Raw genomic sequence first — 25,831 nt, forward strand, 5'->3', positions numbered from 1 at the left:
CCTGACGGGCCCGCTCCGCTCGTGCTATCCACGGGGACGTGGAGGACGCGAGCGGGGCGGGGCCAACTCCGGCCGCCCACAACACCATCAGCGGCGGACAGTTCGGTGAAGTCATCCAAGGCGGCATCGTCCACTACCACGCCGCGCCCCCGCGCGTCAGAACGCTCAACGCCCTGCCGCCCCGCCCCGCCGCCCTGGTGGGCCGCGCGCCCCAACTCGCCCAACTCCACTCCTTCTTGGCCCCCAACCGCCACCCGGCGGCGCCACCGGTGCTGGCCCTCACCGGCGTGGGTGGCGTCGGGAAGTCGGCTCTCATGGCGGCCGCGGCCCACGAGGCCCACAAGTGGTTCCCCGGCCGGGTCCTGTACGAGGACGCGGGCACGCACAGCGGCCGGGATCCGCTGAGCCTGGAGAAGCTGCTCGGCGCCTGGCTACGCGCCTTCGGCATCCCCGGCGACCAGCTCGAACCGCACTGCACCGGCCTGCTCAACCAGTTCCGCAACAAGTTGCAGGAGGCGCACGGCGGAGTGCTACTGCTGCTCGACGACGCCGTGGCGGAGCAGCACATCACCCCGTTGATACCTTCCGACTACCGCCATCGCCTCCTGGTGACCGTGCGCAAGGTCCCCGAGGACGCTCGGGTCAAGGTGATGCGCCTCGATTCGCTCGCCCCCGAGGACTCGCTGACGTTCCTGGAGTCCGCCGCCGCCGTGCCCGTCCCCCGGCAGCAACTGGCCGAACTCGCCGAACTGTGCGGCCACTTACCCCTCGCACTCGACGTCGTGGCCAGCCGGCTGCGGGACGCCACGGACAGTGCCGGGCAGGTCCTGGCGGCGTTGCGGCCACCGAGCGAGCGGCTGGCCGAACTCGATCCCGTCCGGCGGGCGTTCGCAGCGTCCTACGAGGCACTGGACGGCCAGGACGCCCGGTTGCTGTGCCACCTGGGGCTGCACCCCGGCACCGACATCGACATCGATTCGGCCGCCGCGCTGGCGGACGCACCCGCTACCGAGACCGACCGCGCCCTGCGACGCCTGGTCCAGGCCCAGTTGCTCCGCCGTACCGGCATCGACGGCCGGGTCCGGTTCCACGACCTGCTGCGGCTGTACGTGGGCAGGCTGGCCGCCGAACAGCCCACGCCCGTCCGAGCCGCGGCGCTGGACCGGCTGCTGGCCCACTACGGGCAGCGGGCCGCCACAGCGGGCGACGCGTGGTTCGACCGGGAGCACGAGACGCTGGAGGCCGCATTGTCGGCCGCGTTGGAGCACGGCATGTACGCCCGGGCCGAGGCCCTCGTGGATCCGGTGGGGGCCTATCTGCTGCGGCGTGCCCGTACGACCGAGGCGCTGTCCGTCATGGGCCTGGGGGTGGTCGCCGCGCAGCGCCGTGGCGACCACGGCCGGGAGGCGGAACTGCTGCGGGCCATGCGACGTCAGTACCGCGTCCTGGAGCACTGGTCGGAGGCGCGGGAGTGCGCCGAGGCCGGCCACGTCGCCCGTATCCGGGCCGGCGTGCACTCGGCCGAGTTAGCCGACGACCTCGGGGACCAGGCGGCGGAGATCGGGGATCACGAGGCCGCCGCGCGCTACTACGCACGAGCCGTCCGCGGCTGGTCCCGACGCGGTGATCGACGCCGGCTCACGGCCTCGCTGCTCGCGCAGGCCGACGCCGAGGAGCAGTTGGGCCGCTCGCACGAGGCGGCGCGGTCGCTCCGGACGGCCATCGCGACCTCCACGCAGAGCGGCGACTTCGCGGCGGCGGCGCGTGCGTGGGTGCAGTTCGCGGCCTGTGCCGTCAATCTTCACGACCGGGGGATGGTGCCGGAATTGCTGCACGCCGGCCTCGCTGCGGCACGCCGGGCGGACGATCCGCGGACGACGATCCATGTCCTGGAGCGGTTGATTCCGGCGGAGGTCGAGTCGGGGCGCCCCGGAGCAGCGGAGACACTGCTCCGCGACGGCCTGAGTCTCGCCGACGCCCACCACCTTCCGCTACTGCGACGGCGACTCCTGGCAGTGCGGCCGCCCTGGCTCAAGCTGACCCCCGGCCAGGACACGTCCAAACCAGCGAAAGCCACGCCACCCGACGACGCCGAGCAGTCCCCACCCCAGATCCCCCCGCCCCCCACGGCCCACACGCCCCGCCACATCCGCCACGTCCTCCTCCGGCTCTTCGCGCTCCCGCTGTGTGCCGCCGCGTGGGCCACCGGCTGCCTGGTCCGGGCCCTGGCGTACGGCGGTCCGGGCGCGGTGGAGCTGTGGCTCGCGCAGTGGGGGCTGGCCGCGGCCACCGCATGGGCGGCCCGGCGGGTGTGGCTGCGCGGCCGGGGCGGGCGGGCCGGCGATCTGGCCGCGGTCGCGACGCACCGGTGCCATGCGGCGGTGGGCGCCGCGCTGCTCCCGGTCGGCGCCTGGGTGGGCATGCCGGCGGCCGCCGCCGGCTCCGTGGCCCTGCTGGCGCTGCACTCCGCCGCCCAGTGGTGGCCGGCGCTCCGGACCTGGCGGCTCCGCCGAAGTCGCCCGAGTCGCCGGAAGTCGAGCCGACACCTCACCCGAATGGCGTAAGGGATCCCCGATTCGCCGTCCGCACACAGACCAGCACGTACCGCAACGAACCATCCCCCGATCGGCCCATTCGTTGCTCATGCGTGCCGACTGAATGACATCTGAGAGAAATTCTTGGCACTCAGTGTCTTGTCGGCTGGCACCGGGTGTCATACGTTGTGGGTGTCCGGGCGGCCGGCGCACCTACCCAACCCTGGTGTGCCGACTGTCCCCGCAAGCACTTTGCGCGCCCGGACGCCTGCGTCACAGGCACTCCCCCAGCTACCGCCGGGGGGACCCCACCGCGCTCACCCGCGCGATGCCAAGCACCACCGGCCGAACCGACGGCACCACCGCCGCTCCACCCCCGACGTTCCCTCAAGCCGTTCCCACGCGCTTCGCCGGAGGCATACCGTGAACCAGATACTCGATGCGATCCTCGCGCCGGACAGTACGCGCGAAGACTTCGCCGCCCTTCCCCTCCCCGAGTCCTACCGCGCGGTCACCGTGCACAAGGACGAGGTCGAGATGTTCGCCGGCCTGTCCACCCGTGAGAAGGACCCCCGCAAATCGCTGCACGTCGAGGACGTGCCGGTGCCCGAGGTCGGGCCGGGCGAGGCGCTGGTGGCCGTCATGGCCTCTTCGGTGAACTACAACTCGGTCTGGACCTCGATCTTCGAGCCGATGTCGACGTTCGGGTTCCTGGAGCGCTACGGCAAGCTCTCCCCGCTCACCAAGCGGCACGACCTGCCGTACCACGTCATCGGCTCCGACCTGGCCGGCGTGGTGCTGCGCACCGGCCCGGGCGTCAACGCCTGGCACCCCGGTGACGAGGTCGTCGCGCACTGCCTCTCCGTCGAGCTGGAGTCCTCCGACGGTCACAACGACACCATGCTCGACCCGGAGCAGCGGATCTGGGGCTTCGAGACCAACTTCGGTGGCCTGGCGGAGATCGCGCTGGTCAAGTCCAACCAGCTGATGCCCAAGCCCAAGCACCTGAGCTGGGAGGAGGCGGCGGCGCCCGGTCTGGTCAACTCGACCGCGTACCGGCAGCTGGTCTCGCAGAACGGCGCGGCGATGAAGCAGGGCGACAACGTCCTGATCTGGGGCGCGAGCGGCGGTCTCGGCTCGTACGCGACGCAGTTCGCGCTGGCCGGTGGCGCCAACCCGATCTGTGTGGTCTCCAGCGACCAGAAGGCGGAGATCTGCCGGAAGATGGGCGCCGAGGCGATCATCGACCGCAACGCCGAGGGCTACAAGTTCTGGAAGGACGAGCACAACCAGGACCCCCGGGAGTGGAAGCGCTTCGGGAAGCGGATCCGCGAGCTGACCGGCGGCGAGGACGTCGACATCGTCTTCGAGCACCCGGGCCGGGAGACCTTCGGCGCCTCCGTGTACGTCACCCGCAAGGGCGGCACGATCGTCACCTGCGCCTCCACCTCCGGCTACAACCACGAGTACGACAACCGCTACCTGTGGATGTCGCTCAAGCGGATCGTGGGCTCGCACTTCGCCAACTACCGCGAGGCGTGGGAGGCCAACCGGCTGATCGCCAAGGGCAAGATCCACCCGACGCTGTCGAAGACGTACACCCTTGAGGAGACCGGCCAGGCTGCGTACGACGTGCACCGCAACCGCCACCAGGGGAAGGTCGGTGTGCTGGCCCTCGCGCCCGAGGAGGGCATGGGGGTGCGCGACGAGGAGATGCGTGCCAAGCACATCGATGCCATCAACCTGTTCCGGGACGCGCCAGCGGAGCGGACCGGCAACCCCAGCAGGAACGTCTGAGGTCCACTTCATGACTGAGCGTCAGAAGGATCGTCCGTGGCTGATGCGGACGTACGCCGGGCACTCCACCGCCGAGGCGTCCAACGAGCTGTACCGGCGCAACCTCGCCAAGGGCCAGACCGGCCTGTCGGTCGCGTTCGACCTCCCGACGCAGACCGGCTACGACCCCGACCACGTCCTGGCCCGCGGCGAGGTCGGCCGGGTCGGGGTCCCGGTGTCCCACCTCGGTGACATGCGACGACTGTTCCAGGACATCCCGCTGGAGCAGATGAACACCTCGATGACCATCAACGCCACCGCCATGTGGCTGCTGGCGCTCTACCAGGTGGTCGCAGAGGAGCAAGGTCTCGACAAGGAGGCCATCGCCAAACTGTCGGGCACCACCCAGAACGACATCGTGAAGGAGTACCTCTCGCGCGGGACGCACGTCTTCCCGCCGGGCCCTTCGCTGCGGCTGACCACGGACATGATCACGTACACGGTCAACCACATCCCCAAGTGGAACCCGATCAACATCTGCAGCTACCACCTACAGGAGGCGGGCGCCACACCGGTCCAGGAGATCGCGTACGCGATGTCCACCGCGATCGCCGTGCTCGACGCGGTGTTCGCCTCCGGCCAGGTGCCCGAGGAGCGACGCGGCGAGGTCGTCGCCCGGATCTCGTTCTTCGTGAACGCGGGCGTGCGCTTCGTCGAGGAGATGTGCAAGATGCGCGCCTTCGGCCGCATCTGGGACAAGGTCACCCGTGAGCGCTACGGCATCGAGGACGCCAAACAGCGCCGCTTCCGCTACGGCGTGCAGGTCAACTCCCTGGGGCTGACCGAGGCGCAGCCGGAGAACAACGTCCAACGCATCGTGCTGGAGATGCTGGCCGTCACGCTCTCCAAGGACGCCCGCGCCCGCGCCGTCCAACTCCCCGCCTGGAACGAGGCGTTGGGGCTGCCGCGCCCCTGGGACCAGCAGTGGTCGCTGCGCATCCAGCAGGTCCTCGCGCACGAGTCGGACCTGCTGGAGTACGAGGACATCTTCGCCGGGTCGCACGTCATCGAGGCCAAGGTGGACGCCCTGGTGGCGGACTGCCTGGCCGAGATCGACCGGATCCAGGAGATGGGCGGCGCGATGGCGGCCGTGGAGTCCGGCTACCTGAAGTCGCAGTTGGTGTCGGCGCACGCCGAGCGCCGGGCCCGCATCGAGTCCGGCGACGAGAAGATCATCGGCGTCAACTGCTTCGAGGGCACCGAACCCAACCCGCTCACCGCGGACCTGGACACCGCGATCATGACGGTGGACCCGGCCAACGAAGAGCGCGTCGTGCGGGCCCTGGACACCTGGCGGGACAACCGCGACGAGCTGCGGGCCCAGGAGTCGCTGTCGGCCCTGAAGAAGGCCGCGGCGGGCGACACCAACCTCTTCCCGGCCACCCTGGAGTGCGCCCGCGCCGGCGTGACGACCGGTGAGTGGGCCTGGGCGCTGCGGGACGTCTTCGGCGAGTTCCGGGCTCCCACGGGCGTCTCCGGCGCGCCGGTGGCGGTGACCGCGGAGGCCGGCTCGGCGCTGGCGGCGGTCCGCGACAAGGTCGCGAAGACCGCGGCCGATCTGGGCGGCGGCCGGCTGCGGCTGCTGGTCGGGAAGCCCGGTCTGGACGGGCACAGCAACGGCGCCGAGCAGATCGCGGTACGCGCCAGGGACGCCGGCTTCGAGGTGGTCTACCAGGGCATCCGGCTCACCCCGGAGCAGATCGTGGCGGCGGCGGTCGCCGAGGACGTGCACTGCGTGGGGCTGTCGATCCTGTCGGGGTCGCACACCGCGCTGGTGCCGGACGTGCTGAACCGGCTGCGCCGCGCCGGCGCCGGTGACCTGCCGGTCATCGTGGGCGGCATCATCCCGTCCGCGGACGGCGCGGCCCTGCGCGAAGCGGGTGTCGCCGCCGTCTTCACCCCGAAGGATTTCGGGATCACGGAGATCATCGGCCGTATCGTCGACGAGATCCGCACAGCGAACCAACTCGACCCGTTGGAGGTCCCCGCATGACCGCCCGCCCGTCGCCCGCCACCACGCCGGCCGGAAGTCGCTCCGCTCCTGCCTCTTCCGTGGTTCAGCGGCTGCGTCCGCGCCGTTCGTGCCTGGCGGTGCCCGGCAGCAACCCCCGCTTCCTGGAGAAGGCCCAGGGCCTCCCGGCCGACCAGGTCTTCCTGGACCTGGAGGACGCCTGCGCACCGCTGGCCAAGCCGGAGGCGCGGCACACCATCGTCAAGTTCCTCAACGAGGGCGACTGGACGGGCAAGACGCGGGTGGTGCGGGTCAACGACTGGACCACCGAGTGGACCTACCGGGACGTCGTCACGGTCGTCGAGGGCGCCGGCCCGAACCTCGACTGCATCATGCTGCCGAAGGTGCAGGACGCCGCGCAGGTGACCGCCCTGGACCTGCTGCTGACGCAGATCGAGAAGACGATGGGCTTCGAGGTCGGCCGGATCGGCATCGAGGCGCAGATCGAGAACGCCAAGGGCCTGGTGAACGTCGACGCGATCGCCGCCGCCTCGCCCCGCCTGGAGACCATCATCTTCGGTCCGGCGGACTTCATGGCGTCCATCAACATGAAGTCCCTGGTGGTCGGCGAACAGCCGCCCGGCTACCCGGCGGACGCCTACCACTACATCCTGATGCGCATCCTGATGGCGGCCCGCACGCACAACCTCCAGGCCATCGACGGCCCTTATCTCCAGATCAAGAACGTCGACGGCTTCCGCGCGGTGGCCGGCCGGGCGGCCGCGCTGGGCTTCGACGGCAAGTGGGTGCTGCACCCGGGTCAGGTGGAGGCGGCCAACGAGGTCTTCTCGCCGTCCCAGGAGGACTACGACCACGCCGAGCTGATCCTCGACGCGTACGAGTGGTGCACGTCCGAGGCGGGCGGGAAAAAGGGTTCGGCGATGCTCGGCGACGAAATGATCGACGAAGCGAGCCGGAAAATGGCGCTGGTCATCGCCGGAAAGGGCCGGGCCGCCGGCATGGCCCGCACGTCCACTTTCGAAGCCCCGGAGGCATGAGCGCAATGCAGTTCGGCCGTACCTACGAAGAGTTCACCGTCGGCGACATCTACAAGCACTGGCCGGGGAAGACGGTGACCGAATACGACGACCACCTCTTCTGCCTGCTGACCATGAACCACCACCCGCTGCACATGGACAGCAACTACGCGGAGCAGACCACCGACTTCGGGAAGAACGTGGTCGTCGGCAATTACATCTATTCGCTGCTGCTGGGCATGTCGGTGCCGGATGTCTCCGGAAAGGCCATCGCCAATCTGGAGGTCGAGTCGCTGAAGCACGTGGCACCCACGTTCCACGGCGACACGATTTACGGCGAGACGACGGTGCTGGACAAGACGCCGTCGAAGTCCAAGTCCGACCGCGGCATCGTCTACGTCGAGACCAAGGGCTACAAGCAGGACGGCACTCTGGTCTGCGTCTTCCGGCGCAAGGTGATGGTCCCCACGGCCACGTACATCAAGGAGCGCGGCGGCGAGCAGCCCGGCCGCCCCGAGCTCGTGGCCCCCGCGGCCCGGAAGGAGAAGTGACCACATGGCGCGCCTCGCACAGACCGAGGGTCTGACCGACATCCAGCGGGAAATCCTCTCCACCGTCCGGGACTTCGTGGACAAGGAGATCATCCCGGTCGCCACGGAGCTGGAGCACCGCGACGAATACCCCACCAAGATCGTCGAGGGCCTGAAGGAACTCGGCGTGTTCGGGCTGATGATTCCCGAGGAGTACGGCGGGCTCGGCGAGTCGCTGCTCAGCTATGCGCTGACGGTCGAGGAGATCGCCCGCGGCTGGATGAGCGTCTCCGGCATCATCAACACCCACTTCATCGTGGCGTACATGCTCAAGCAGCACGGCACGCAGGAACAGAAGGACTATTTCCTTCCGAAGATGGCGGCGGGTGAGATCCGGGGCGCCTTCTCGATGTCGGAGCCGGCACTGGGTTCCGATGTTTCGGCCATTTCCTCCAAGGGTGTGCGGGACGGTGACCACTACGTCCTCAACGGCCAGAAGATGTGGCTCACCAATGGCGGCTCGTCCACCCTTGTGGCGGTGCTGTGCCGGACGGACGAGGGCCATCCGGAGGGCACTCCCCCGCACAAGTCGATGACGACCTTCCTGGTGGAGAAGGAGGCGGGCTTCGGAGAGGTCCGGCCCGGCCTGACCATTCCGGGCAAGATCGAGAAGATGGGCTACAAGGGTGTCGACACCACCGAGCTGATCATGGACGGGCTGCGCATTCCGGCGGACCGGGTCCTCGGCGGCGAGACCGGGCGTGGCTTCTATCACATGATGGACGGCGTCGAGGTGGGCCGGGTCAATGTGGCGGCACGCGGCTGCGGGGTCGCCCAGCGCGCCTTCGAGCTGGGCGTGACGTACGCGCAGCAGCGACACACCTTCGGCAAGCCGATCGCCCAGCACCAGGCGATCCAGTTCAAACTCGCCGAAATGGCGACAAAGGTTGAAGCGGCACATGCCATGATGGTTAATGCCGCACGCAAAAAGGACTCCGGGCAACGAAACGACCTTGAAGCGGGCATGGCGAAGTACCTGGCCTCCGAGTACTGCAAGGAGGTGGTCGAGGACGCCTTCCGTATTCATGGCGGCTACGGCTTCTCCAAGGAGTACGAGATCGAGCGCCTCTACCGGGAGGCCCCGATGCTCCTGATCGGCGAGGGCACGGCCGAGATCCAGAAAATGATCATCGGCCGTCGGCTACTTGAGGAGTACCGAATCCAGGGCTGAACGCCCCTTTTGGGCCGTTTTCCGGTAGATAAAGATCACACCGAGTCATCGTTCTTCGGCCACGGATTGGCTCTGGCTCTTGGCCAGTTGCCGCTCGCAACCGATAGCATCCCAGGAAAGCCGCCGTCCCCCGTATCCATACGCGGCATCCTCCGCTACGAAGGTCATCCATGCCCCACAGCCAATCCTCTGCACAACGCGGTCGCGTCCGCCTCGCGCGCGGAGCGTCGCCGTGGCTCCTCCCGACCGTGGCAACGGCAGCGGTCAGCCTGGCCCGGTCCCGTCGCTCGGGACGCTGGGCTGCCGTCGCCGTGCCCACCACCGCACTCGCGGCGGGCATGCTGTGGTTCTTCCGCGACCCCGAACGAGAGATCGCTCAGGGACGCGTCATCTCTCCGGCCGACGGCGTGGTGCAGAGCATCATGCCGTGGAAGGACGGCCGCACCCGCGTCGCGATCTTCATGAGCCCGTTGAACGTCCACGTCAACCGTGCGCCGCTGGCCGGCACGGTGACGTCCGTGGAGCACATCCCCGGCGGATTCGTTCCGGCGTTCAACAAGGAGAGCGAGAACAACGAGCGGGTCGTCTGGCACTTCGACACCGAGCTGGGCGACATCGAGATGGTGCAGATCGCCGGCGCGGTCGCCCGCCGCATCGTCCCTTACGTGCCCCAGGGCACCAAGGTCGAGCAGGGCGAGCGCATCGGTCTGATCCGCTTCGGCTCGCGGGTGGACGTCTACCTCCCGGAGGGAGTCGAGCCGGCCGTCGAGGTCGGCCAGGCCACTACCGCGGGGGTGACTCGCCTTGACCGTGATTGATCCCGAGACCCAGGCGGGCTGGGCGCCGGAGAACGACGGGGACGACGATGACATGCCGCTGTCGACGCGGCTGTCAATAGCGGACACCCTCACGCTCGGCAACGCCATCTGCGGCTTCATGGCCGTGTACTTCACCACCACCGGCGTCCTCATCCCCCACCTGACGGGGACCGAGGACGGCGGGATGGCGCGGCACAGCGCAGCGATGGCCGTGATCCTGATGCTCCTGGCATCGGTCTTCGACCTCTTCGACGGGCTGGTGGCGCGCAAGCTGCGGGCCTCGGCGATGGGGGCCGAGCTCGACAACCTCTCCGACCTGATCAGCTTCGGGCTGGCGCCCGCCTACTTCGTCGTGACCTGGGGCATGGTCGCCCAGGACGCGCACCAGCGGGTGTCGGTGGTCGCGGCGGTGGTGGTGCTGCTGGCGGTCGTGCTGAGGCTCGCCCGCTTCTCCTGCGTCACGATCCGTGACGGCATCTTCCAGGGCATGCCGAGCCCGTTCGGCGCCCTGACCGTCGTCGCCATCGTTCTGCTGGAGCTGCCGTTCCTGCCGACCCTGCTGGCGATCATCGGGGTGGCCTGGCTGATGGTGAGCCGGGTCGAGTACCCGAAGCCGCGCGGCCGGCTCGCGGTGGCGATGCTCAGCTGGATCGTGCTCAGCATGGGCATGCTCGCCGCCTGGGCCCTGGACGCCCCCGGCGGCCAGCTGCTGCTCCAGACCGGCTGCTCCCTACAGGTGGTCCTGGGCGCGATGATCCCGCTGTTCGCGACGGCCCGGAGGGTCAACGCCTTCCGCGACAACCGCCGCGAGTCGCGCGCCGAATCGCGCGCCGCGCACCAGCCCTGAGGGGCGCCCCCGAGAACGCCGAGAGGCCCCGAGCGGAACGATCCGCTCGGGGCCTCTTCGTATGGGGCGGAAGCCTTGGTGTCGGGCGGAAGCCTTCGACGAAGGGCAGCGCGTGCCGCCGCGACGCCTCAGACCAGGAAGTCCCGCGCCAGGCTCTCCGCCGCCCGCTCCAGCAGCGGACCCGCCTCGGCCATGCAGCGGGCCGGGTCCGACTCCAGGTCCGTCAGGGCGTACGCACGCTGGATACCGGCCGTGGCCAGCGCCTCCTGGGGCAGCTGGAGCCGCCCGCAGACCGCGACCACGTCGATGCCCGCGGCCCGCGCCGCCGCGGCGACCCCGGCCGGCGCCTTGCCGTGCAGGGTCTGCTCGTCCAGCGAACCCTCACCGGTGATCACGAACGTGGCCCGGGCCAGCGCCGGCGCGAACCCCAGCACGTCCAGCATCACGTCGATACCCGGCCGGAACGCGGCGTCCAGCCCGACCAGCGCGCCGTAGCCGATCCCGCCCGCGGCGCCGGCCCCGGGCGCCAGCGCGTGCTCCGCGGCCTTGGGTCCGACGGCACGTTCCAGCACCTCGGCATAGTGCGCCAGAGCCGCATCCAGGACGGCGACGTCCTCCTCGCTGGCACCCTTCTGCGGCCCGTAGACGGCCGGCGCGCCCTTGGGGCCGGTCAGCGGATTGTCGACGTCGCTGGCGAGCACGATCTCCGTACCGGCCAGCCGCGGGTCGAGCCCCGACAGATCGGCCGTGACCAACTCCCGCAGCCCGCCGCCGCCCGGACCGACCGGCGCCCCGTCGGCGTCCAGGAGCCGGGCGCCCAGCGCCACCAGCATGCCCGCGCCGCCGTCCGTCGTGGCACTGCCGCCGACCCCGAAGACGATCGAGGTCGCCCCCGCGTCCAGCGCCGCGAGCAGCAGCTCACCGGTGCCGTACGTGGTGGCCGTGAGCGGCGCGAAAACGCCCTTCGGGAGGTGCTGGAGGCCGGATGCCTCGGCCATCTCCACCACCGCCGTCCCGTCCTCGCGCAGCGCGAAGGTGGCCGTCACCGGCTCGCCGGTGGGCCCGGTGACCCGCGCCTCGTGCCGGGTGAAACCGGCCGCGAGGGCCGCCGCGGTCGTCCCGTCGCCACCGTCCGCGACCGGCACCGCCGCCACGTCCAGACCGGGAACCACGCGCCGCAGACCGGCCGTGACGTGCTCGGCGACCTCGACGGCCGTGAGCGAGCCCTTGAACTTGTCCGCGGCGATCAGCACATGTGCTGTGTTTGTCCTTGCTGCGTCCGCCACCGTGTTTCCCCTTGCTTTTGAACTGGCAGTCGCGCCGCTGTGACCTTATCCGCCCGACGCCCCCGTCGAACAGAGCGGTCGAAGATCACCCGTCCGCCCGCACCCCCTCCCACCTCTGGCCCCCACTTCTCCTCCCGGCCGGCCGCCCCCTAGGCTCACGCCGTGACGACCACGGACGACGACTACGCCACCTACATCGCCGGACTGCCTCGCGTGCTCGCGGGCGCGGCGGCCATCTTCCGCGACGCCGAAGGCCGCCTGCTGCTCGTGGAACCCAACTACCGCGACACCTGGGTCCTCCCCGGCGGCACCATCGAGTCGGACACCGGGGAATCCCCACGCCAGGCGGCGCGCCGGGAAACCGTCGAGGAGATCGGCCTGGACGTGGAACTGGGCCCGCTGCTCACCGTCGACTGGGTGCGCGGGGAGGCGCGGCCGCCGCTGGTGTCCTACCTCTTCGACGGCGGGGTGCTGGACGCGGCACAGTTCGCCGCGATCCGGCTACAGGAGGAGGAACTGCTGTCCTGGCGCCTGGTCCACTGGGACGAGGCCGAGAAGCTGCTGGCCAAGGACCTGCGGCTGCGGGTCCGCGGCGCCCTGGACGCCCTGGAACGCGGACACGGCCCGGTGGAACTTGAGGACGGCTTGCCGCCGGCCTGACGGCCCCGCGACCGGTGCCCCTGCGCGGCGCCCAGCCGGTCGGCAGACAGGCGCTGTCGGCCGGTACGCGCAGCACTGCCTGGCGCACGGAGCACCGCGGCGCTGCTGGGCGCACAGCACTGCACGGCCCGCGCACTGCTTGGCGCACGGCACTGCCGGTTTACTCGGGCGGTGCCGGTGCGCGTCGCACTCCGGTGACCTCGCTGAACTGTGGTGACTGATGCGCATCACGGTGAGCGAGTCGCGGCGTCGGCGTGGGCGTCGACGCCGACGCCGACGCCCGGGAGAACGCCTCATATCGGGAGCGCGTCTCATACCTGGGTGTGAGAACCGTGGGTTGATTTCTTCCCCTCGCCCGCCGCCTAGCCTCATTTCCATGAAAGAGATCGCGGCACGCATCGCGCGGGTGCCGGGAGTCGTCGGGGTCATGCTCGGGGGCAGCCGCGCACGAGGAACCAACCGTCCGGATTCCGACTGGGATCTGGGGATCTACTACCGGGGAACACCCGATCTGCCCGCCCTGGAGGCACTGGCGGCGGACGTGACCGGCGGCCCCGTCGAGATACACCCACCGGGCGCCTGGGGGCCCTGGGTCAACGGTGGGGCATGGCTGATGCTGCCCGACGGCAGCCATGTGGACTGGATCTTCCGGGATGTCGACCGAGTGCGGCAGGTGTGGGAGGACTGCCGCGCCGGGCGCTTCGAGATCGGCATGCAGACCGGCCATCCCCTCGGCTTCTGGTCCCCCGCCTATCCGGGCGAGGTCGCCCTCGGCCAGATCCTGGCCGAGGGCACCGGGGAGCTCAACAGCCTCAAGGAGGAGACCCGGTCGTACCCGGAGCCCCTGCGCAAGGCACTGACCGGTGCCGCCGTCTGGGACGCGGGATTCTCGGTGGCCATGGCGGCCAAGTCGTCCGCGGCCGCGGACGTTCTGCACGCCTCCCTGTGCCTCTCCCGGGCCATAGGTGCCCTCGTCCAGGTCCTGCACGCCCACCACGGCGTCTGGTGCCTCAACGAGAAGGGCGCCCTGGCCACCGCCGCCGCCCTCCCCCACACCCCACCGGACTTCGCCACTCGCGCCACCACCCTCCTCGGCGAACTCGGCCACACCGCAGCCCAGTTGAGCCACTCCGTCACCCTGGCCGAAGACCTGGTGACCGAGATACGGGGGGTGGTCAGCGCGGAGGGGTGACGACGCGAGGTGACGGAGTGGGGTGACGGAGTGGGGTGACGATGTTGGGGTGACGATGTTGGGGTGGAGGCTCGGGGCGACGGCGTGAGGTCAGGGCTCGGGGGTGACGACTCGGGTTGACGACTCAGGGGTGACGGGTGGTGTCGAGCCCGTGGGCTTTTGAGGCCGCTGCCTCCGACCCTGACCCGCCGGGCAGACCCTGGGCCTGGCGGGGCGGGCGGCGGCGCGGGAGGCCGACGGGGCGAGCGAGCGGCGGGGCGGGGCGGGCGGCCGGCGGGGTCAGCTGCTGACGCCCACCGCGTGGCCGTGGGTGGTGGGGTCGGGGATGAGGTCGAGCATGGCGCGGGCGACGTCGGCGCGGGGAATGGAGCTGCCGGACGGACCGGCTTCGACGGCGTGGCGGTAGTGGCCGGTGCCCGGCTTGTCGAGCAGGCGGGGCGGGCGTACGGAGGTCCAGTCGAGGTCGGTCTCGCGGAGCACGGCCTCCATGCGTTCCAGGTCGGTGTAGAGCTCCTTGAGGATCGCCCAGAGCAGGGGGCTGAAGACCCGGTGGCTGAGGAACGGCTGGCCGGCGCCGGTGCGGTTGAGCGGGCCCGCGCTGACCGCGAGGAGGCGGCGCACGCCGGTCGCCGCCATGGCCTCGGCGACCGCGCGGGCCGAGGTGGAGGCGGGTCGCAGCGGATCATGGCGGCCGATCTGGCCAATACCGGAGAGGACCGCTTCGGCGCCCTCGACGGCGGGTTTGACGGAGGCTGCGTCGAGCGCGTCGGCGCGGACGACCGTCAGGCGCGGATGGCGCTCGGTCAGCTTCTCCGGGCTGCGCAGTGCGGCGGTCACCTCGTGCCCGTCGGCCAGTGCCTGGCTGACGAGGTGCCGGCCGATGCCGCCCGAGGCTCCGACGACGGTGATTCTCATGGCTCCTCCAATGATCTGTCCTGGTCACCCCCACAAAAGAAGGGGTGAGTGAGCGCTCACTCACTCGTCAGTGTGAGTGAGTGCTCACTCACCTGTCAATGTAGAGTCGTCCTATGAGCCCTGAAGCTGCCGCCCCGCTGTCCGGAGGAGCTCTGACGCGCTCCCGCATCCTGGACGCCGCCGCCGCGCTGATGACGAGCGTGGGGCTGGCGCACGCCACGACGAAGCAGATCGCCAAGGAGGCGGGGTGTTCCGAGGCGGCCCTGTACAAGCACTTCCGGAGCAAGGAAGAGATCTTCGTGCAGGTGCTGCACGAGCGGGTGCCGCAGTTGGCGGACGCGCTGGCGGAGCTGCCGGACCGGGCGGGGGACGAACGCGGTCCGGCCGGGCACCTCGCGGAGGTGGCGCTGGCCGCCGTGCGCTTCTACCGGCGGTCGTTCCCGATCGCGGCATCGCTGTTCGCCAGTCCGGAGTTGCTGGCGACGCACCGGCGCAAGCTCGATGAGTTGGGCGCCATCGGCCCGCACAACGCGGGCCGGCAGTTGGCGGTGTATCTGGAGGCGGAGCAGAAGCTGGGCCGGGTCTCAGCCGCGGCGGATCCGCATGCGGCGGCCAATCTGCTGATCGGGGCCTGTTTCCATCGGGCGTTCCTCGACCTGTTCTTCGACGGGGAGGCACCGGCCGGTGTGCTGCGACCCGAGGGCGAGGAGGAGTTCGCGGCGGAGACGGTACGGGCGCTGTTGGGTGGGCTGACGCCGTCGGGCGACGGCTGAGCGTCCGGGAGGGGCAGGGGCGCGGCCGGCCCGGCCTGGTGTGGCGGTCAACCGGCCGGTCCGTTGCCCTGGACGGCTGGACGCACGCCACGACGCCTGGTCATCGGACACGCCTTAGCCGCCCGGACTCCTCGCGGCTCTCTAGGGCGTCTTGGCCGCCTCCGCTGGCCGGTCGTTTCGGGGGTCTGCGCTGCGGGGGCGCCGCACCGTCTCAGATGCATGCCTCCGCCGGGAAGAGGCCGTCGGCGGCGCGTTCGAAGGTGAGGAGGCGGCGCTTGCGGTCGAGGCCGCCGCCGTAGCCGGTGAGGCTGCCGTTGGCACCGACGACGCGGTGGCAGGGGACGATGATGCCGATCGGGTTGCGGCCGTTGGCCAGGCCGACGGCGCGGGACGCGTTCGGGGTGCCGAGCCGGGTGGCGAGCTGCCCGTAGGAGAGCGTCTCGCCGTACGGGATGGTGCACAGGGCGGCCCAGACGCGGCGTTGGAACGGGGTGCCGTGCAGGGCGAGCGGCAGGTCGAAGGTGGACAGTTCGCCCCGGAAGTAGGCGCGGAGTTGGGCGATGGTCCGGGCGAAGGGCGGTTCTGCGGGGTCGGCCGGGGTGCCGAAGGTCTCTTGGGGCGGACGGTGCCGCTGGTCGGTCATGTAGAGGCCGCTGAGGGCGTCGCCGTCGGCGACGAGGGTGAGGGGGCCCACGGGGGTGTCGTCGAGGACGGTGTGGGTGACGGGGCCGGTGGGGGCCGTAGTGGGTGCGGGCATGGTGGGGCTCAATTCGTCGGGAGGTGGTTGATGGGGTGGTCGTCGGTCGCCCAGAGGTACTGGACGGCGTAGGCGCGCCAGGGGCGCCAGCGGGCGGAATGCCGGATCAGGGCCGCGGGGGTGGCGGGCATGCCGAGGCCGGCGGCGGCGCGGCGCAGGCCAAGGTCGGTGGGGGTGAAGGCGTCGGGGTCGCCGAGAGCGCGCATGGCGATGCATTCGACGGTCCAGGGGCCGATGCCGGGGAGTGCGGCGAGGCGGGCGCGGGCCTCGTCCCGGTCGCTGCCGACGCCGAGTTGGAGCGTGCCGGCGGCGAGGGCGGCGACGACGCCGGTGAGGGTGGCGCGTCGGGTGCGCGGCATGGCGAGGGTTTCCGGGTCGAGTCCGGCGAGGGCGGTGGGGGTCGGGAAGAGGTGGGTGAGGCCGCCGCCGGGGTCGTCGACCGGTGCGCCGTGGGCGTGGACCAGGCGGCCGGCGTGGGTGCGGGCGGCGGCGGTGGAGACCTGCTGGCCGAGGACGGCGCGGACCGCGAACTCGTCGGCGTCGGCGGTGCGTGGCACCCGGCGGCCGGGGGCCTTGTCGACGAGTGGGGCGAGTTGCGGGTCGGTGCGGAGCAGCCCGTCGACGGCTTCCGGGTCGGCGTCGAGGTCGAGCATGCGGCGGCAGCGGGCGATGGCGCCGGCCAGGTCGCGGAGGTCGGTGAGGGAGAGGCGGCAGTCGATGTGGTCGGGGTGGGGTGAGAGGGCGACGATGCCGTGTCCGTAGGGGAGGTCGAGGGTGCGGCGGTAGGCGCCGTCCCGCCATTCCTCTACGCCGGGGACGCCGGTGGCGGCGAGGTGCCCGAAGAGGTTGTCGGGGTTGAGCGGCTGGCGGAACGGGAGGCGCAGGGTGAGGGTGCCGGGGGCGGCGGTGCGGGGGCCGGGGCGGGCGCGGCCGCGGAGTTCGGTCGGGGAGAGGGCGAAGACCTCGCGGACGGTTTCGTTGAAGGCGCGGATGCTGGCGAATCCGGCGGCGAAGGCGATCTCGGCCATCGGGAGTGCGGTGGTCTCGATCAGGAGCCGGGCGGTTTGGGAGCGTTGGGCGCGGGCCAGGGCGAGGGGGCCGGCGCCGAGTTCGGCGCGCAGTTGGCGTTCGATCTGGCGGGGGCTGTAGCCGAGGCGGGCGGCGAGGCCGGGGACGCCTTCGCGGTCGACGATGCCGTCGGCGATCAGTCGCATGGCGCGGGCGACCAGGTCAGCGCGTTCGTCCCACTGCGGGGAGCCGGGGCTGGCGTCCGGGCGGCAGCGTTTGCAGGCCCGGAATCCGGCTTGCTGGGCGGCGGCCGCGCTGGGGTAGAACCGCATGTTCTCGGGCTTGGGAGGCACTACCGGGCAGCTGGGTCGGCAGTAGATGCCGGTGGTGAGGACGGCGGTGTAGAACCATCCGTCGAAGCGGGCGTCCTTGGATTGCACGGCGCGCAGACAGCGCTCGGTATCGGTGTGCATGTCCTCCAGGATTGCTCAGCCGACCGGTGGGGGCTGGCGGAAATCCGACATCAACCTTGGCTCATCAGCGCGGACGTCGTTTCCCGGTCGGCCGGTCGGGTGCCGTGTGGTCATTCCTCGGCGAGGGCGGCCTGGTACGCGGCGTGGGCGCGGTCGTCGAAGACCACGAAGCGGATCTCGTCGAAGGCGTCGGGGGCGGCGGCGATCGCGGCGCGGACGGTGGCGACGGCGGTGCGGGCGGCGTCGGCGATCGGCCAGCGGTAGACGCCGGTGGAGATGGCGGGGAAGGCGATGGTGCGGGCGCCGAGTTCGGCGGCGGTCCGGAGTGACTGCGCGTAGCAGGAGGCCAGGAGCTCGCTGCGGTCCTCGGAGGTCGAGTGGACGGGGCCGACGGTGTGGATCACCCAGCGGGCGGGGAGTCGGCCGGCGGTGGTGGCGACGGCCTGACCGGTGGGCAGGCCGCGGCCGTAGCGGCCGGCGCGCAGGGCGCGGCACTCGGCGAGGATCTCGGGGCCGCCGCGGCGGTGGATGGCGCCGTCCACTCCCCCGCCGCCCAGGAGTGCGGAGTTGGCCGCGTTGACCACGGCGTCGACGGCCTGTTCGGTGATGTCGCCCTGGGTGAGGGTGAGGGTGGTGCTCATGGTGGTGAGCCTAGGGCTTGTCCGGTGGGTCGGAGTCGGGTGGGCCGCGGCGTCTGGCGCGGTGCATCGCAAGGCGCCGGAGCGGCCTGATAGCAGAGCCATTGGGGGCGTTTCGGCAACGCGGCGTGAGCACCTCCCAGCGTTAGCTGGGGGAGTGCCGTGCCAGACGCCGCGGACCCGGCCGTGGTCCACCGGACGAGCCCAAGGGCTCGTCCGACCGTGATCCGCTGGGCGTTCCCTAGCGGCGGCCGCCCCGGAGGCGGCGCCAGACCGCCTTGGCGGCGTAGTGGCCGGACATGCCGTGGACGCCGGGGCCGGGTGGGGTGGCCTGGGAGCAGAGGAAGACGGCGGGGTGGGCGGTCTCGTAGGGGACGCGGGTGAGCTTGGGGCGGATGAGCAGGCGGAGACCGGCGGCGGAGCCGGTGGCGGTGTCGCCGCCTACGTAGTTGGCGTTGCGGGCGGCGAGCTGTGGGGGGCCGGCGACGGCGCGGGCGAGGACCAGGTCGCGGAAGCCGGGGGCGAAGCGCTCGATCTGGCGCTCGACGGCTTCGGTGGCGTCGCCCTCCCAACCGTTGGGGACGTGGCCGTAGGCCCAGAAGGTGTGCTTGCCCTCGGGGGCGCGGGTGGGGTCGATGAGGCTGGGCTGGGCGGTGATGAGGAAGGGGACGGAGGGGTCGCGGCCCTCGGCGGCGGCGTTCAGGGCGGCGGAGATCTCGCCGCTGGTGGGGCCGATGTGGACGGTGCCGGCGCGCTGGGCCGCTTTGGCCGTCCAGGGGGCGGGGCCGGAGAGCGCGTAGTCGATCTTGAAGACGCTGGGGCCGTAGACGACGTCCCGGTAGGCGTTGCCGAGGCCGGCGATCCGGGCGAGGGCGGTCGGGGAGGTGTCGAAGACGTAGGCGCGGGCGGGCGGGAGGTCGTCCAGGCGCTTGACCTCGAAGTCGGTGTGCACGGCGCCGCCGTGCGCGCGGAGCAGTCCGGCCAGGGCGTCGGAGATGGCCTGGGAGCCGCCGCGGGGCACCGGCCAGCCGTTGGCATGCGCGGCGAGGGCGAACATCAGGGCCAGGCCGCTGGTGCCGAAGCCGCGGAGCGGGGCGATGGCGTGGGCGGCGAGGCCGGCCAGCAGGCCGCGGGCCTTCTCGTCCTGGAAGCGGCGGTTGAGGAGGGTGACCGGCTGCATGGCGACCAGGCCGAAGCGGGCGTAGCTGACCGGATCCTGAGGCAGGCCCAGCCACTGGGTGCGCAGGAAGTCGTGGGCCATGGCGTCCCACTTGCCGATGAACGGGGCGACGAGCCGGCGGTAGGTGCCGGCGTCGTGGGGCCCGAAGGACATGGCGGTCTCGCCGACGGAGCGCGCCAGGACGGCGGCGGTGCCGTCGGGGAAGGGGTGCGCCATCGGGAGGTCGGGGTGCAGCCATTCCAGGCCGTACCGCTCAAGGGGCATGGCGCGGAAGGCAGGGGAACCCACGGCGAGCGGGTGCACCGCGGAGCAGGGGTCGTGGCGGAAGCCCGGGAGGGTCAACTCCTCGGTGCGGGCTCCGCCGCCGATCGTGTCGCGGGCTTCGAAGAGGGCAACGGACATGCCGCGGCGGGCGAGTTCGACCGCTGCCGTCAGGCCGTTGGGACCCGCTCCGATCACGACGGCATCGAGCATCGTCGGCACCTGCGCCACTCCCCTCGTGTCCGACCCTCGTCGGTGAGGGTCAGTTGGCGGCAGCCAGCAGTCCGAGGATACGCCGCGCCGTTTCGGCGTCCCGTGCCGCGGTGAAGGGGAGGGCGTTGCCGCCGCCGATGCGGAAGGGCTGCCCGGCGACCGTGCCGCTGGCGCCGCCCGCTTCGTGGACGAGGAGCAGTCCGGCGGCGTGGTCCCAGGAGTTCTCCCAGCTGAAGGCCGTGGCGTCGAGCCGGCCGAGGGCTATGTGGAGGTATTCCAGGCCCGCGGAGCCGCAGGGGCGGGGGGCGATGCCGGGGGTCTTGAGGGCGGCCAGGACGCGCTTCTGGTCGTCGGTGGTGAAGTCGGGGTGGGAGGTGGCGACTTCGAGGGTGGCGCCCGGGGCCGGGTGGCCGGCGCGCAGCCGTTCGCCGTTGAGCCAGGCGCCGGCGCCGCGGCGGGCGACGGCCATCTGGTCGAGGGCGGGGGCGTACGTCCAGGAGGCGAGGACCTCGCCGCGGTGGGCGAGGGCGACCAGGGTCGCGAAGCCGGGGTCGCCGTGGACGAACTGACGCGTGCCGTCGACCGGGTCGACGATCCAGACGAGGGCGTCGCCGTGGAGCGCGTCGAGGACCGCGGGGTCGGCGTGCACGGCTTCCTCGCCGACCACCAGGGAGCCGGGCAGCAGGGCGGTGAGGGCGGCGGTGAGGTGCTCCTCGGCGCGCCGGTCGGCGGTGGTGACGAGGTCGTGCGGCCCGTTCTTCTGGACGATGTCGTCGGCCGCGAGCTGCCGGAAGCGGGGCATGATCTCGTCGGCCGCGGCCTGCCGGACGGCGGTCTCGACGGCGGCCGGATCCAGCCCGGAGAGGTCCGGCACGGCGGGCTCGGTGGCGCGGGGCGCCGCGGCGGTGGGGAGGAGGGTGACGGCGTCGGCGAGATCCGTGGTTTCTCCCTGGTGGTGGGTGTGCAGTGCTTCGATCATGTGTCCATCGAACCACGAGCCACTGACACTCCGACCGGACTCCAGGTGAACTCCCGGTGCCGCCCGGGCCACGGGCGGGTGCGGCCGGCACCCCTGCCGCCCCCGGCCGCGGCCCGCCCCGTCGACATCACCGCAGGTCAGCGGCCCGAGGTCGCCACCCCAGGTCAGCGCCCGACCGCGTATCCCTGCATGCCGCGCGGGTTGGCCGCGGCCGACAGCACTCCGGTGCGGGGGTCGCGGGCCACCGCGCTCAGCCGCCCCTCCGACCAGGCGCCGCCCACCGTGACGTCGTGTCCGCGCTGTCGCAGCCCGTCGATGACCGCGTCGCCGATCCGGGATTCGACGGTGACGCTGCCCGGTCGCATCCCGCGCGGGAAGAAGGAGCTGGGGAAGGAGTCCTGGTGCCAGTTCGGGGCGTCGACGGCGCCTTGCAGGTCGAGTCCGCCGCGGACCTGTGGGCGCAGTGCCACCGCCAGGAAGAAGTGCAGCTGCCACTGGTCCTGCTGGTCGCCGCCGGGGGTGCCGAACGCCATGACGGGGACGCCGTCGCGCAGGGCCAGGGAGGGGGTGAGGGTGGTGCGGGGGCGGCGTCCGGGGGTGAGGGAGTTGGGCAGGCCCTCCTCCAGCCAGGTCATCTGGAGCCGGGTGCCGAGCGGGAAGCCGAGGCCGGGCACGACCGGGTTGGACTGGAGCCAGCCGCCGGAGGGGGTGGCGGAGACCAGGTTGCCCCAGCGGTCGACGATGTCGATGTGGCAGGTGTCGCCGCGGGTGGTGCCGTCGCGGTCGACCTCGGGGGCGGCGGGCGGTTCGCCACGGCCGGGTGCGGCGGTGCCGGTACCGCGGGCCACGGTCGGCTCCCCGGCGCCGCTCGCCGAGACGCCCAGCGGGTCGAACCCGCCGGTGCCGGCGGCCACCGCCAGGGCGTGCTTGCTCAGCCGAGGGATGCGGCCGTCGGGGCTGCCGGGCCGTAGTGCGTACGAGGCGCGGTCGCCGATGAGGGCCCGGCGGGCGGTGTTGTAGTCGTCGCCGAGCAGGGTGGGGAGCGGGACGTCGGCGGCGTCGCCGTACCACGCCTCGCGGTCGGCCATCGCGAGTTTGCTGCCCTCGATGAGCAGATGGACGTAGTCGGGGCTGTGGTAGGCGGGCAACTCCTCGGGTATGAGGGCGAGTTGCTGGAGGAAGACAGGGCCTTGGGTCCAGCCACCGGCCTTGGCGACGGTCCAGTCCTGCCAGTCGTAGGTCACCGGGTCCTCGTAGGTGGCGGTGAAGGCGGTCAGGTCGTCGCCGGTGAGGGTGCCGGCGTGCCGTTCGCCGGAGGTGTCCATGGCGGGGCGGGCGGCGAAGCCGGCGAGCGCCTCGCCGATGAAGCCCTCGCGCCAGATGCGGCGGGCGGCGTCGATCTGTGCGGCACGGTCGGCGGAGGCGGCCTCGGCCTCGGTGACCAGGCGCCGCCAGGTGGCGGCCAGCGGCCGGTTGGTGAGGAGTTCGCCGGGGCGGACGGCGCGGCCGCCGCGGAGGTAGAGCTCGGCGGAGGAGGTCCACTCGGTCTCGAAGAGGGTGCGGACGGTCTCGACCGTCTCCCCGATCCGTTCGACGGCGGGGTGGCCGTGCTCGGCGTACCCGATGGCGTAACGGAGCACGTCGGCCAGGGACTTGGTGCCGTGGTCGCGCAGCAGCAGCATCCAGGCGTCGAAGGCGCCGGGGACGGCGGCGGCGAGCGGTCCGGTGCCGGGCACCAGGTCGAGGCCGAGGGAGGTGTAGTGGGCCGCGCTCGCCCCGGCCGGGGCCGGGCCCTGTCCGCACAGCAACCGTACCGGTCGGTCCACCGGGGCCAGGATGATGGGCACCTCACCGGCCGGCCCGTTGAGGTGCGGTTCGACGACGTGCAGTACGAATCCGGCGGCGACGGCGGCGTCGAAGGCGTTGCCGCCGTCCTCCAGGACGGCCATCGCGGACTGGGACGCCAGCCAGTGGGTGGTGGCGGCCATACCGAAGGTGCCTTGGAGGGTCGGGCGGGTGGTGAACACGGGGGCTCCTCGTCGTCACGGATCGTCGTGGGTCGTCGCGGCTCGTCGTAGTCGTTCCGGCTCTTCGTAATCGCTCCGGCCCGTTGTGGTCGTTCCGGCTCGTTGTGGTGTGTCTGTCACCCGTACCCTCCCCCCATGCTCCGGGATCTCACCTCACTGCCCCGCGCCGTCCGCGGGGTCCGCTGGGACGGGCTGGCGCTGGCCGCGGACGGCCCGGCCCGGCCGCCGCTGCGCTGGGAGACCGCCGAGGGCCGGCGACTACTGCTGCGGCAGGGCGGGCGGACGGTGCTGCTGGCCCGCCAGCGGGTGACGCACTACGGGGTGCACTACGCCCGGACCGGCGGGTACGTCTCCCCGCTGCCCCCACTGCGGGCCGCCACCGCCCGGGCCCGGCGGGCGGCGGCCGGGGACGACGAGGATGCCTGGGCGGCCCGCTGGGCGCACCACTTCGCCGCGGCGCTACGGGCGAGCCCCGTCGGGCCGCTGCACGAGGGTGACTGGCGGCTGTTGCCCGGTATGGGGCCGCGGGCGGTGGACGCCTACTGGGCGACGCTCGCCACGCACGACCCGGACCGGGGCCACCTCACCTGGTTCGGTTACGGCGATCCGGTGGTGGACCAACGTGACGTCCTGCCGCTGCGCCCGCTCGCCGCCCCGGACGCGGCGCGCGTGAAGGCGTACCGGCGCCAGTTCCGCGAGGGGGTGCTGCCGCCCGTGCTGCTGTGGGCGGTCAGCGGCCTGAACGCCCACGTGGTGCTCGACGGGCACGACCGGCTGGCGGCGGCGCTCGCCGAGGGCGGCCGCCCCCACGTCCTGCGACTGGGTCGGGCCCCGGCGGACGGACCGGTCCCCCTAAGCGGCGCGCACGTGCTGCGCGCCTACGAGGGGCGTGCGGCCGACCTGGAGCGGGCGCGGGCGGCCGGCGACCCCCTCGCGCCGGTACGGATCGCCGCGGTGGGCCGGCGGCTGGACGCGGAACTGCGCGCGCTGACCGACGGTTTCGGCCTGACCCGCGGCTGGCCGCTGCCCGGCGGCGCGCCCGCCTGGAAGGCGTTGGCCCACCGCCACGCCCCCGGTTGGCGCCCGGACGTCACCCGCTGAGGCCGGGGGAGGTTCCGGGCCGGGCCGGGGGTGCCTCCGACCAGACACGCGGCCGTCCTGGCCGGGCCTATCGAGCCCCGCCGGGCTCGGCCGGAACGGCGCCGGATCGCCCCCCACACCAGGTCCTTTTTGCCGGGAATGCTGCCGCCCGCGTTACGGTTGACACCGCTGCCGGCCGCGCGCCGTGCGGGGGAACGGCAGCCGGTTGCGGGAAGGACGGAGAGGGCCGTGCAGGGGAAGCACCACGGTGAGTACAAGGTGCCGGGCGGCAAGTTGGTGGTCGTCGACCTCGATGTGGTGGACGGGGCGCTGAACGGCGTCCGGGTGGCCGGGGACTTCTTCCTGGAGCCGGACGACGCGCTGGACGCCATCAACGGTGCGCTGGAGGGCGCCCCGGCGGACACCGACGCCCGGGGCCTGGCCGCCCGGATCGACGCGGCGCTGCCCGCCGGTGCGGTGCTGTTCGGGTTCAGCAGCGAGGCGGTGGGCATCACGGTGCGCCGGGCGGTGGCGGACGCCCGGGAGTGGACCGACTTCGACTGGCAGATCATCCACGAGGGGCCGCAGTCGCCGGCCCTGCACATGGCGTTGGACGAGGTGCTGACCGCCGAGGTGGCCGCGGGACGGCGGCCGCCGACGCTCCGGGTGTGGGAGTGGGACCGCCCGGCGGTGATCATCGGCAGCTTCCAGTCGCTGCGCAACGAGGTCGATCCGGAGGGCGCCGCGCGGCACGGCGTCACGGTCGTCCGCCGGATCTCGGGCGGCGGCGCGATGTTCGTGGAGCCGGGCAACACCATCACCTACTCGCTCTGCGTGCCCAACTCCCTGGTCCAGGGCCTGAGTTTCGAGGAGAGCTACGCCTATCTGGACGACTGGGTGCTGGGCGCACTCGGCGACATGGGCATCAGGGCGTGGTACAAGCCGCTGAACGACATCGCGACGGAGGCCGGGAAGATCGCCGGTGCGGCGCAGAAGCGCATGGTGAGTCCGGTAGGGGCGGCGCGCAGCGCTTCGGCTCGGGGTGGTGGCGGGCGAGGGACGGGCGGCGGCGCGGTGCTGCACCACGTGACGATGTCCTACGACATCGACGCGGAGAAGATGGTGCAGGTGCTGCGGATCGGCCAGGAGAAGCTGTCGGACAAGGGCACCACCAGCGCGAAGAAGCGGGTGGATCCGCTGCGGCGGCAGACCGGTCTGCCGCGGGCGGAGGTCATCGCGCGGATGATCGCGTCGTTCCGGGCCCGGTACGGCGGTGCGATGGGCGGGGTGTCGGCGCAGGAGTTGGCGCGGGCGGAGGAGTTGGCCGCCGGGAAGTTCAGCTCTCGGGAGTGGCTGACGCGGGTGCCGTAGGCCGGTCGACCGGTTCCCGGCCGGGGCCGCGCTGGCGGACGGGCGCGGCCCGGACGGGCGCGGTCAGTCGGCGGCGTGCGTGGCGAACCACGTCCAAAGACCGGTCAGGAATCGAGAAGCCCCGGTCGCCGCGCAGCCCCTAGGGGCTGTCTGTGGTTGTGATCAATCGGCTTGCAGGAGACTGCCGATCCAGATGGTCGCTGCGCGGAGATGGAGTCCGGCGAGGTAGCTCTC

The 25,831-nt window shown here is 72.0% G+C and carries 21 protein-coding genes; 13 read left to right on the plus strand and 8 right to left on the minus strand.

Features of this window, described 5'->3' with window-relative positions:
• Nucleotides 1-38 precede the first annotated feature (38 nt).
• The 8 genes from ACFVT2_RS04720 (at nucleotide 39) to pssA (ending at nucleotide 10,784) form a co-directional block, all read left to right on the plus strand.
• Nucleotides 39-2,564, plus strand: a complete 2,526-nt coding sequence (locus ACFVT2_RS04720; RefSeq protein ID WP_390012148.1) for an NB-ARC domain-containing protein — start codon at nucleotides 39-41, stop codon at nucleotides 2,562-2,564.
• A gap of 393 nt (nucleotides 2,565-2,957) precedes the next feature.
• Nucleotides 2,958-4,331 (plus strand): crotonyl-CoA carboxylase/reductase, encoded by a 1,374-nt coding sequence (ccrA, locus tag ACFVT2_RS04725; protein ID WP_390012151.1) that lies wholly within the window; start codon nucleotides 2,958-2,960, stop codon nucleotides 4,329-4,331.
• A gap of 10 nt (nucleotides 4,332-4,341) precedes the next feature.
• On the plus strand, nucleotides 4,342-6,363 hold the full coding sequence (locus tag ACFVT2_RS04730) for a protein meaA (protein WP_390012153.1): 2,022 nt from the start codon (nucleotides 4,342-4,344) through the stop codon (nucleotides 6,361-6,363).
• A complete protein-coding gene (locus ACFVT2_RS04735; protein ID WP_390012156.1) occupies nucleotides 6,360-7,379 on the plus strand; it encodes an HpcH/HpaI aldolase/citrate lyase family protein in 1,020 nt (339 codons plus the stop codon). The genes ACFVT2_RS04730 and ACFVT2_RS04735 overlap by 4 nt, the downstream gene beginning before the upstream one ends.
• Nucleotides 7,380-7,384: 5 nt before the next feature.
• Nucleotides 7,385-7,909, plus strand: a complete 525-nt coding sequence (locus ACFVT2_RS04740) for a MaoC family dehydratase (RefSeq protein WP_390012262.1) — start codon at nucleotides 7,385-7,387, stop codon at nucleotides 7,907-7,909.
• 4 nt (nucleotides 7,910-7,913) lie between these two features.
• Nucleotides 7,914-9,119, plus strand: coding sequence for an acyl-CoA dehydrogenase family protein (locus tag ACFVT2_RS04745; RefSeq protein WP_390012158.1), 1,206 nt, complete (start codon nucleotides 7,914-7,916; stop codon nucleotides 9,117-9,119).
• 170 nt (nucleotides 9,120-9,289) lie between these two features.
• Nucleotides 9,290-9,937: a phosphatidylserine decarboxylase gene (locus tag ACFVT2_RS04750; RefSeq protein ID WP_100604263.1), complete on the plus strand. Its 648-nt coding sequence runs from the start codon at nucleotides 9,290-9,292 to the stop codon at nucleotides 9,935-9,937.
• Entirely contained in the window at nucleotides 9,924-10,784 is an 861-nt protein-coding gene (gene pssA, locus ACFVT2_RS04755) for a CDP-diacylglycerol--serine O-phosphatidyltransferase (protein WP_390012160.1), read from the plus strand. Before ACFVT2_RS04750 ends, pssA begins: the two co-directional genes overlap by 14 nt.
• A gap of 128 nt (nucleotides 10,785-10,912) precedes the next feature.
• On the opposite strand, the gene ACFVT2_RS04760 is transcribed toward pssA, so the two are convergent.
• Nucleotides 10,913-12,037: a glycerate kinase gene (locus ACFVT2_RS04760; protein WP_390012162.1), complete on the minus strand. Its 1,125-nt coding sequence runs from the start codon at nucleotides 12,035-12,037 to the stop codon at nucleotides 10,913-10,915.
• A gap of 195 nt (nucleotides 12,038-12,232) precedes the next feature.
• On the opposite strand from ACFVT2_RS04760, the gene ACFVT2_RS04765 reads away from it, so the two are divergent.
• Both ACFVT2_RS04765 and ACFVT2_RS04770 read left to right on the plus strand, forming a co-directional pair.
• Nucleotides 12,233-12,730 (plus strand): NUDIX domain-containing protein, encoded by a 498-nt coding sequence (locus ACFVT2_RS04765; RefSeq protein ID WP_390012165.1) that lies wholly within the window; start codon nucleotides 12,233-12,235, stop codon nucleotides 12,728-12,730.
• Nucleotides 12,731-13,106: 376 nt separating this feature from the next.
• Entirely contained in the window at nucleotides 13,107-13,922 is an 816-nt protein-coding gene (locus ACFVT2_RS04770; protein WP_390012168.1) for a nucleotidyltransferase domain-containing protein, read from the plus strand.
• A gap of 279 nt (nucleotides 13,923-14,201) precedes the next feature.
• On the opposite strand, the gene ACFVT2_RS04775 is transcribed toward ACFVT2_RS04770, so the two are convergent.
• Nucleotides 14,202-14,837 (minus strand): NAD(P)-dependent oxidoreductase, encoded by a 636-nt coding sequence (locus ACFVT2_RS04775; protein ID WP_390012171.1) that lies wholly within the window; start codon nucleotides 14,835-14,837, stop codon nucleotides 14,202-14,204.
• A gap of 113 nt (nucleotides 14,838-14,950) precedes the next feature.
• Here ACFVT2_RS04775 and ACFVT2_RS04780 point away from each other — a divergent pair, with 113 nt between their 5' ends.
• A complete protein-coding gene (locus tag ACFVT2_RS04780; protein WP_390012173.1) occupies nucleotides 14,951-15,610 on the plus strand; it encodes a TetR/AcrR family transcriptional regulator in 660 nt (219 codons plus the stop codon).
• Nucleotides 15,611-15,821: 211 nt separating this feature from the next.
• Here ACFVT2_RS04780 and ACFVT2_RS04785 read toward each other — a convergent pair whose 3' ends face one another.
• The 6 genes from ACFVT2_RS04785 to ACFVT2_RS04810 form a co-directional block, all read right to left on the minus strand.
• Complete coding sequence (locus ACFVT2_RS04785; protein WP_390012176.1) at nucleotides 15,822-16,367, minus strand: methylated-DNA--[protein]-cysteine S-methyltransferase; 546 nt, start codon at nucleotides 16,365-16,367, stop codon at nucleotides 15,822-15,824.
• Nucleotides 16,368-16,375: 8 nt separating this feature from the next.
• Nucleotides 16,376-17,848, minus strand: a complete 1,473-nt coding sequence (locus tag ACFVT2_RS04790; protein ID WP_390012178.1) for an AlkA N-terminal domain-containing protein — start codon at nucleotides 17,846-17,848, stop codon at nucleotides 16,376-16,378.
• A gap of 110 nt (nucleotides 17,849-17,958) precedes the next feature.
• Entirely contained in the window at nucleotides 17,959-18,489 is a 531-nt protein-coding gene (locus tag ACFVT2_RS04795) for an O-acetyl-ADP-ribose deacetylase (RefSeq protein WP_390012181.1), read from the minus strand.
• 238 nt (nucleotides 18,490-18,727) lie between these two features.
• Entirely contained in the window at nucleotides 18,728-20,149 is a 1,422-nt protein-coding gene (locus ACFVT2_RS04800) for a phytoene desaturase family protein (RefSeq protein WP_390012184.1), read from the minus strand.
• A 40-nt stretch (nucleotides 20,150-20,189) separates the two neighbouring features.
• Nucleotides 20,190-21,119, minus strand: a complete 930-nt coding sequence (locus ACFVT2_RS04805) for an inositol monophosphatase family protein (protein ID WP_390012186.1) — start codon at nucleotides 21,117-21,119, stop codon at nucleotides 20,190-20,192.
• 164 nt (nucleotides 21,120-21,283) lie between these two features.
• Nucleotides 21,284-23,146 carry a gamma-glutamyltransferase family protein gene (locus ACFVT2_RS04810; RefSeq protein WP_390012189.1) on the minus strand — a complete coding sequence of 621 codons (1,863 nt, stop codon included), beginning with the start codon at nucleotides 23,144-23,146 and terminating at the stop codon, nucleotides 21,284-21,286.
• A 135-nt stretch (nucleotides 23,147-23,281) separates the two neighbouring features.
• Here ACFVT2_RS04810 and ACFVT2_RS04815 point away from each other — a divergent pair, with 135 nt between their 5' ends.
• On the plus strand, nucleotides 23,282-24,247 hold the full coding sequence (locus tag ACFVT2_RS04815; protein ID WP_390012191.1) for a hypothetical protein: 966 nt from the start codon (nucleotides 23,282-23,284) through the stop codon (nucleotides 24,245-24,247).
• A gap of 228 nt (nucleotides 24,248-24,475) precedes the next feature.
• Nucleotides 24,476-25,597: a biotin/lipoate A/B protein ligase family protein gene (locus ACFVT2_RS04820; RefSeq protein ID WP_390012194.1), complete on the plus strand. Its 1,122-nt coding sequence runs from the start codon at nucleotides 24,476-24,478 to the stop codon at nucleotides 25,595-25,597.
• The last annotated feature ends 234 nt before the right edge of the window (nucleotides 25,598-25,831 follow it).

It is taken from the genome of Streptomyces sp. NPDC058000 (genome assembly GCF_042886435.1).
Classification (GTDB): domain Bacteria; phylum Actinomycetota; class Actinomycetes; order Streptomycetales; family Streptomycetaceae; genus Streptomyces.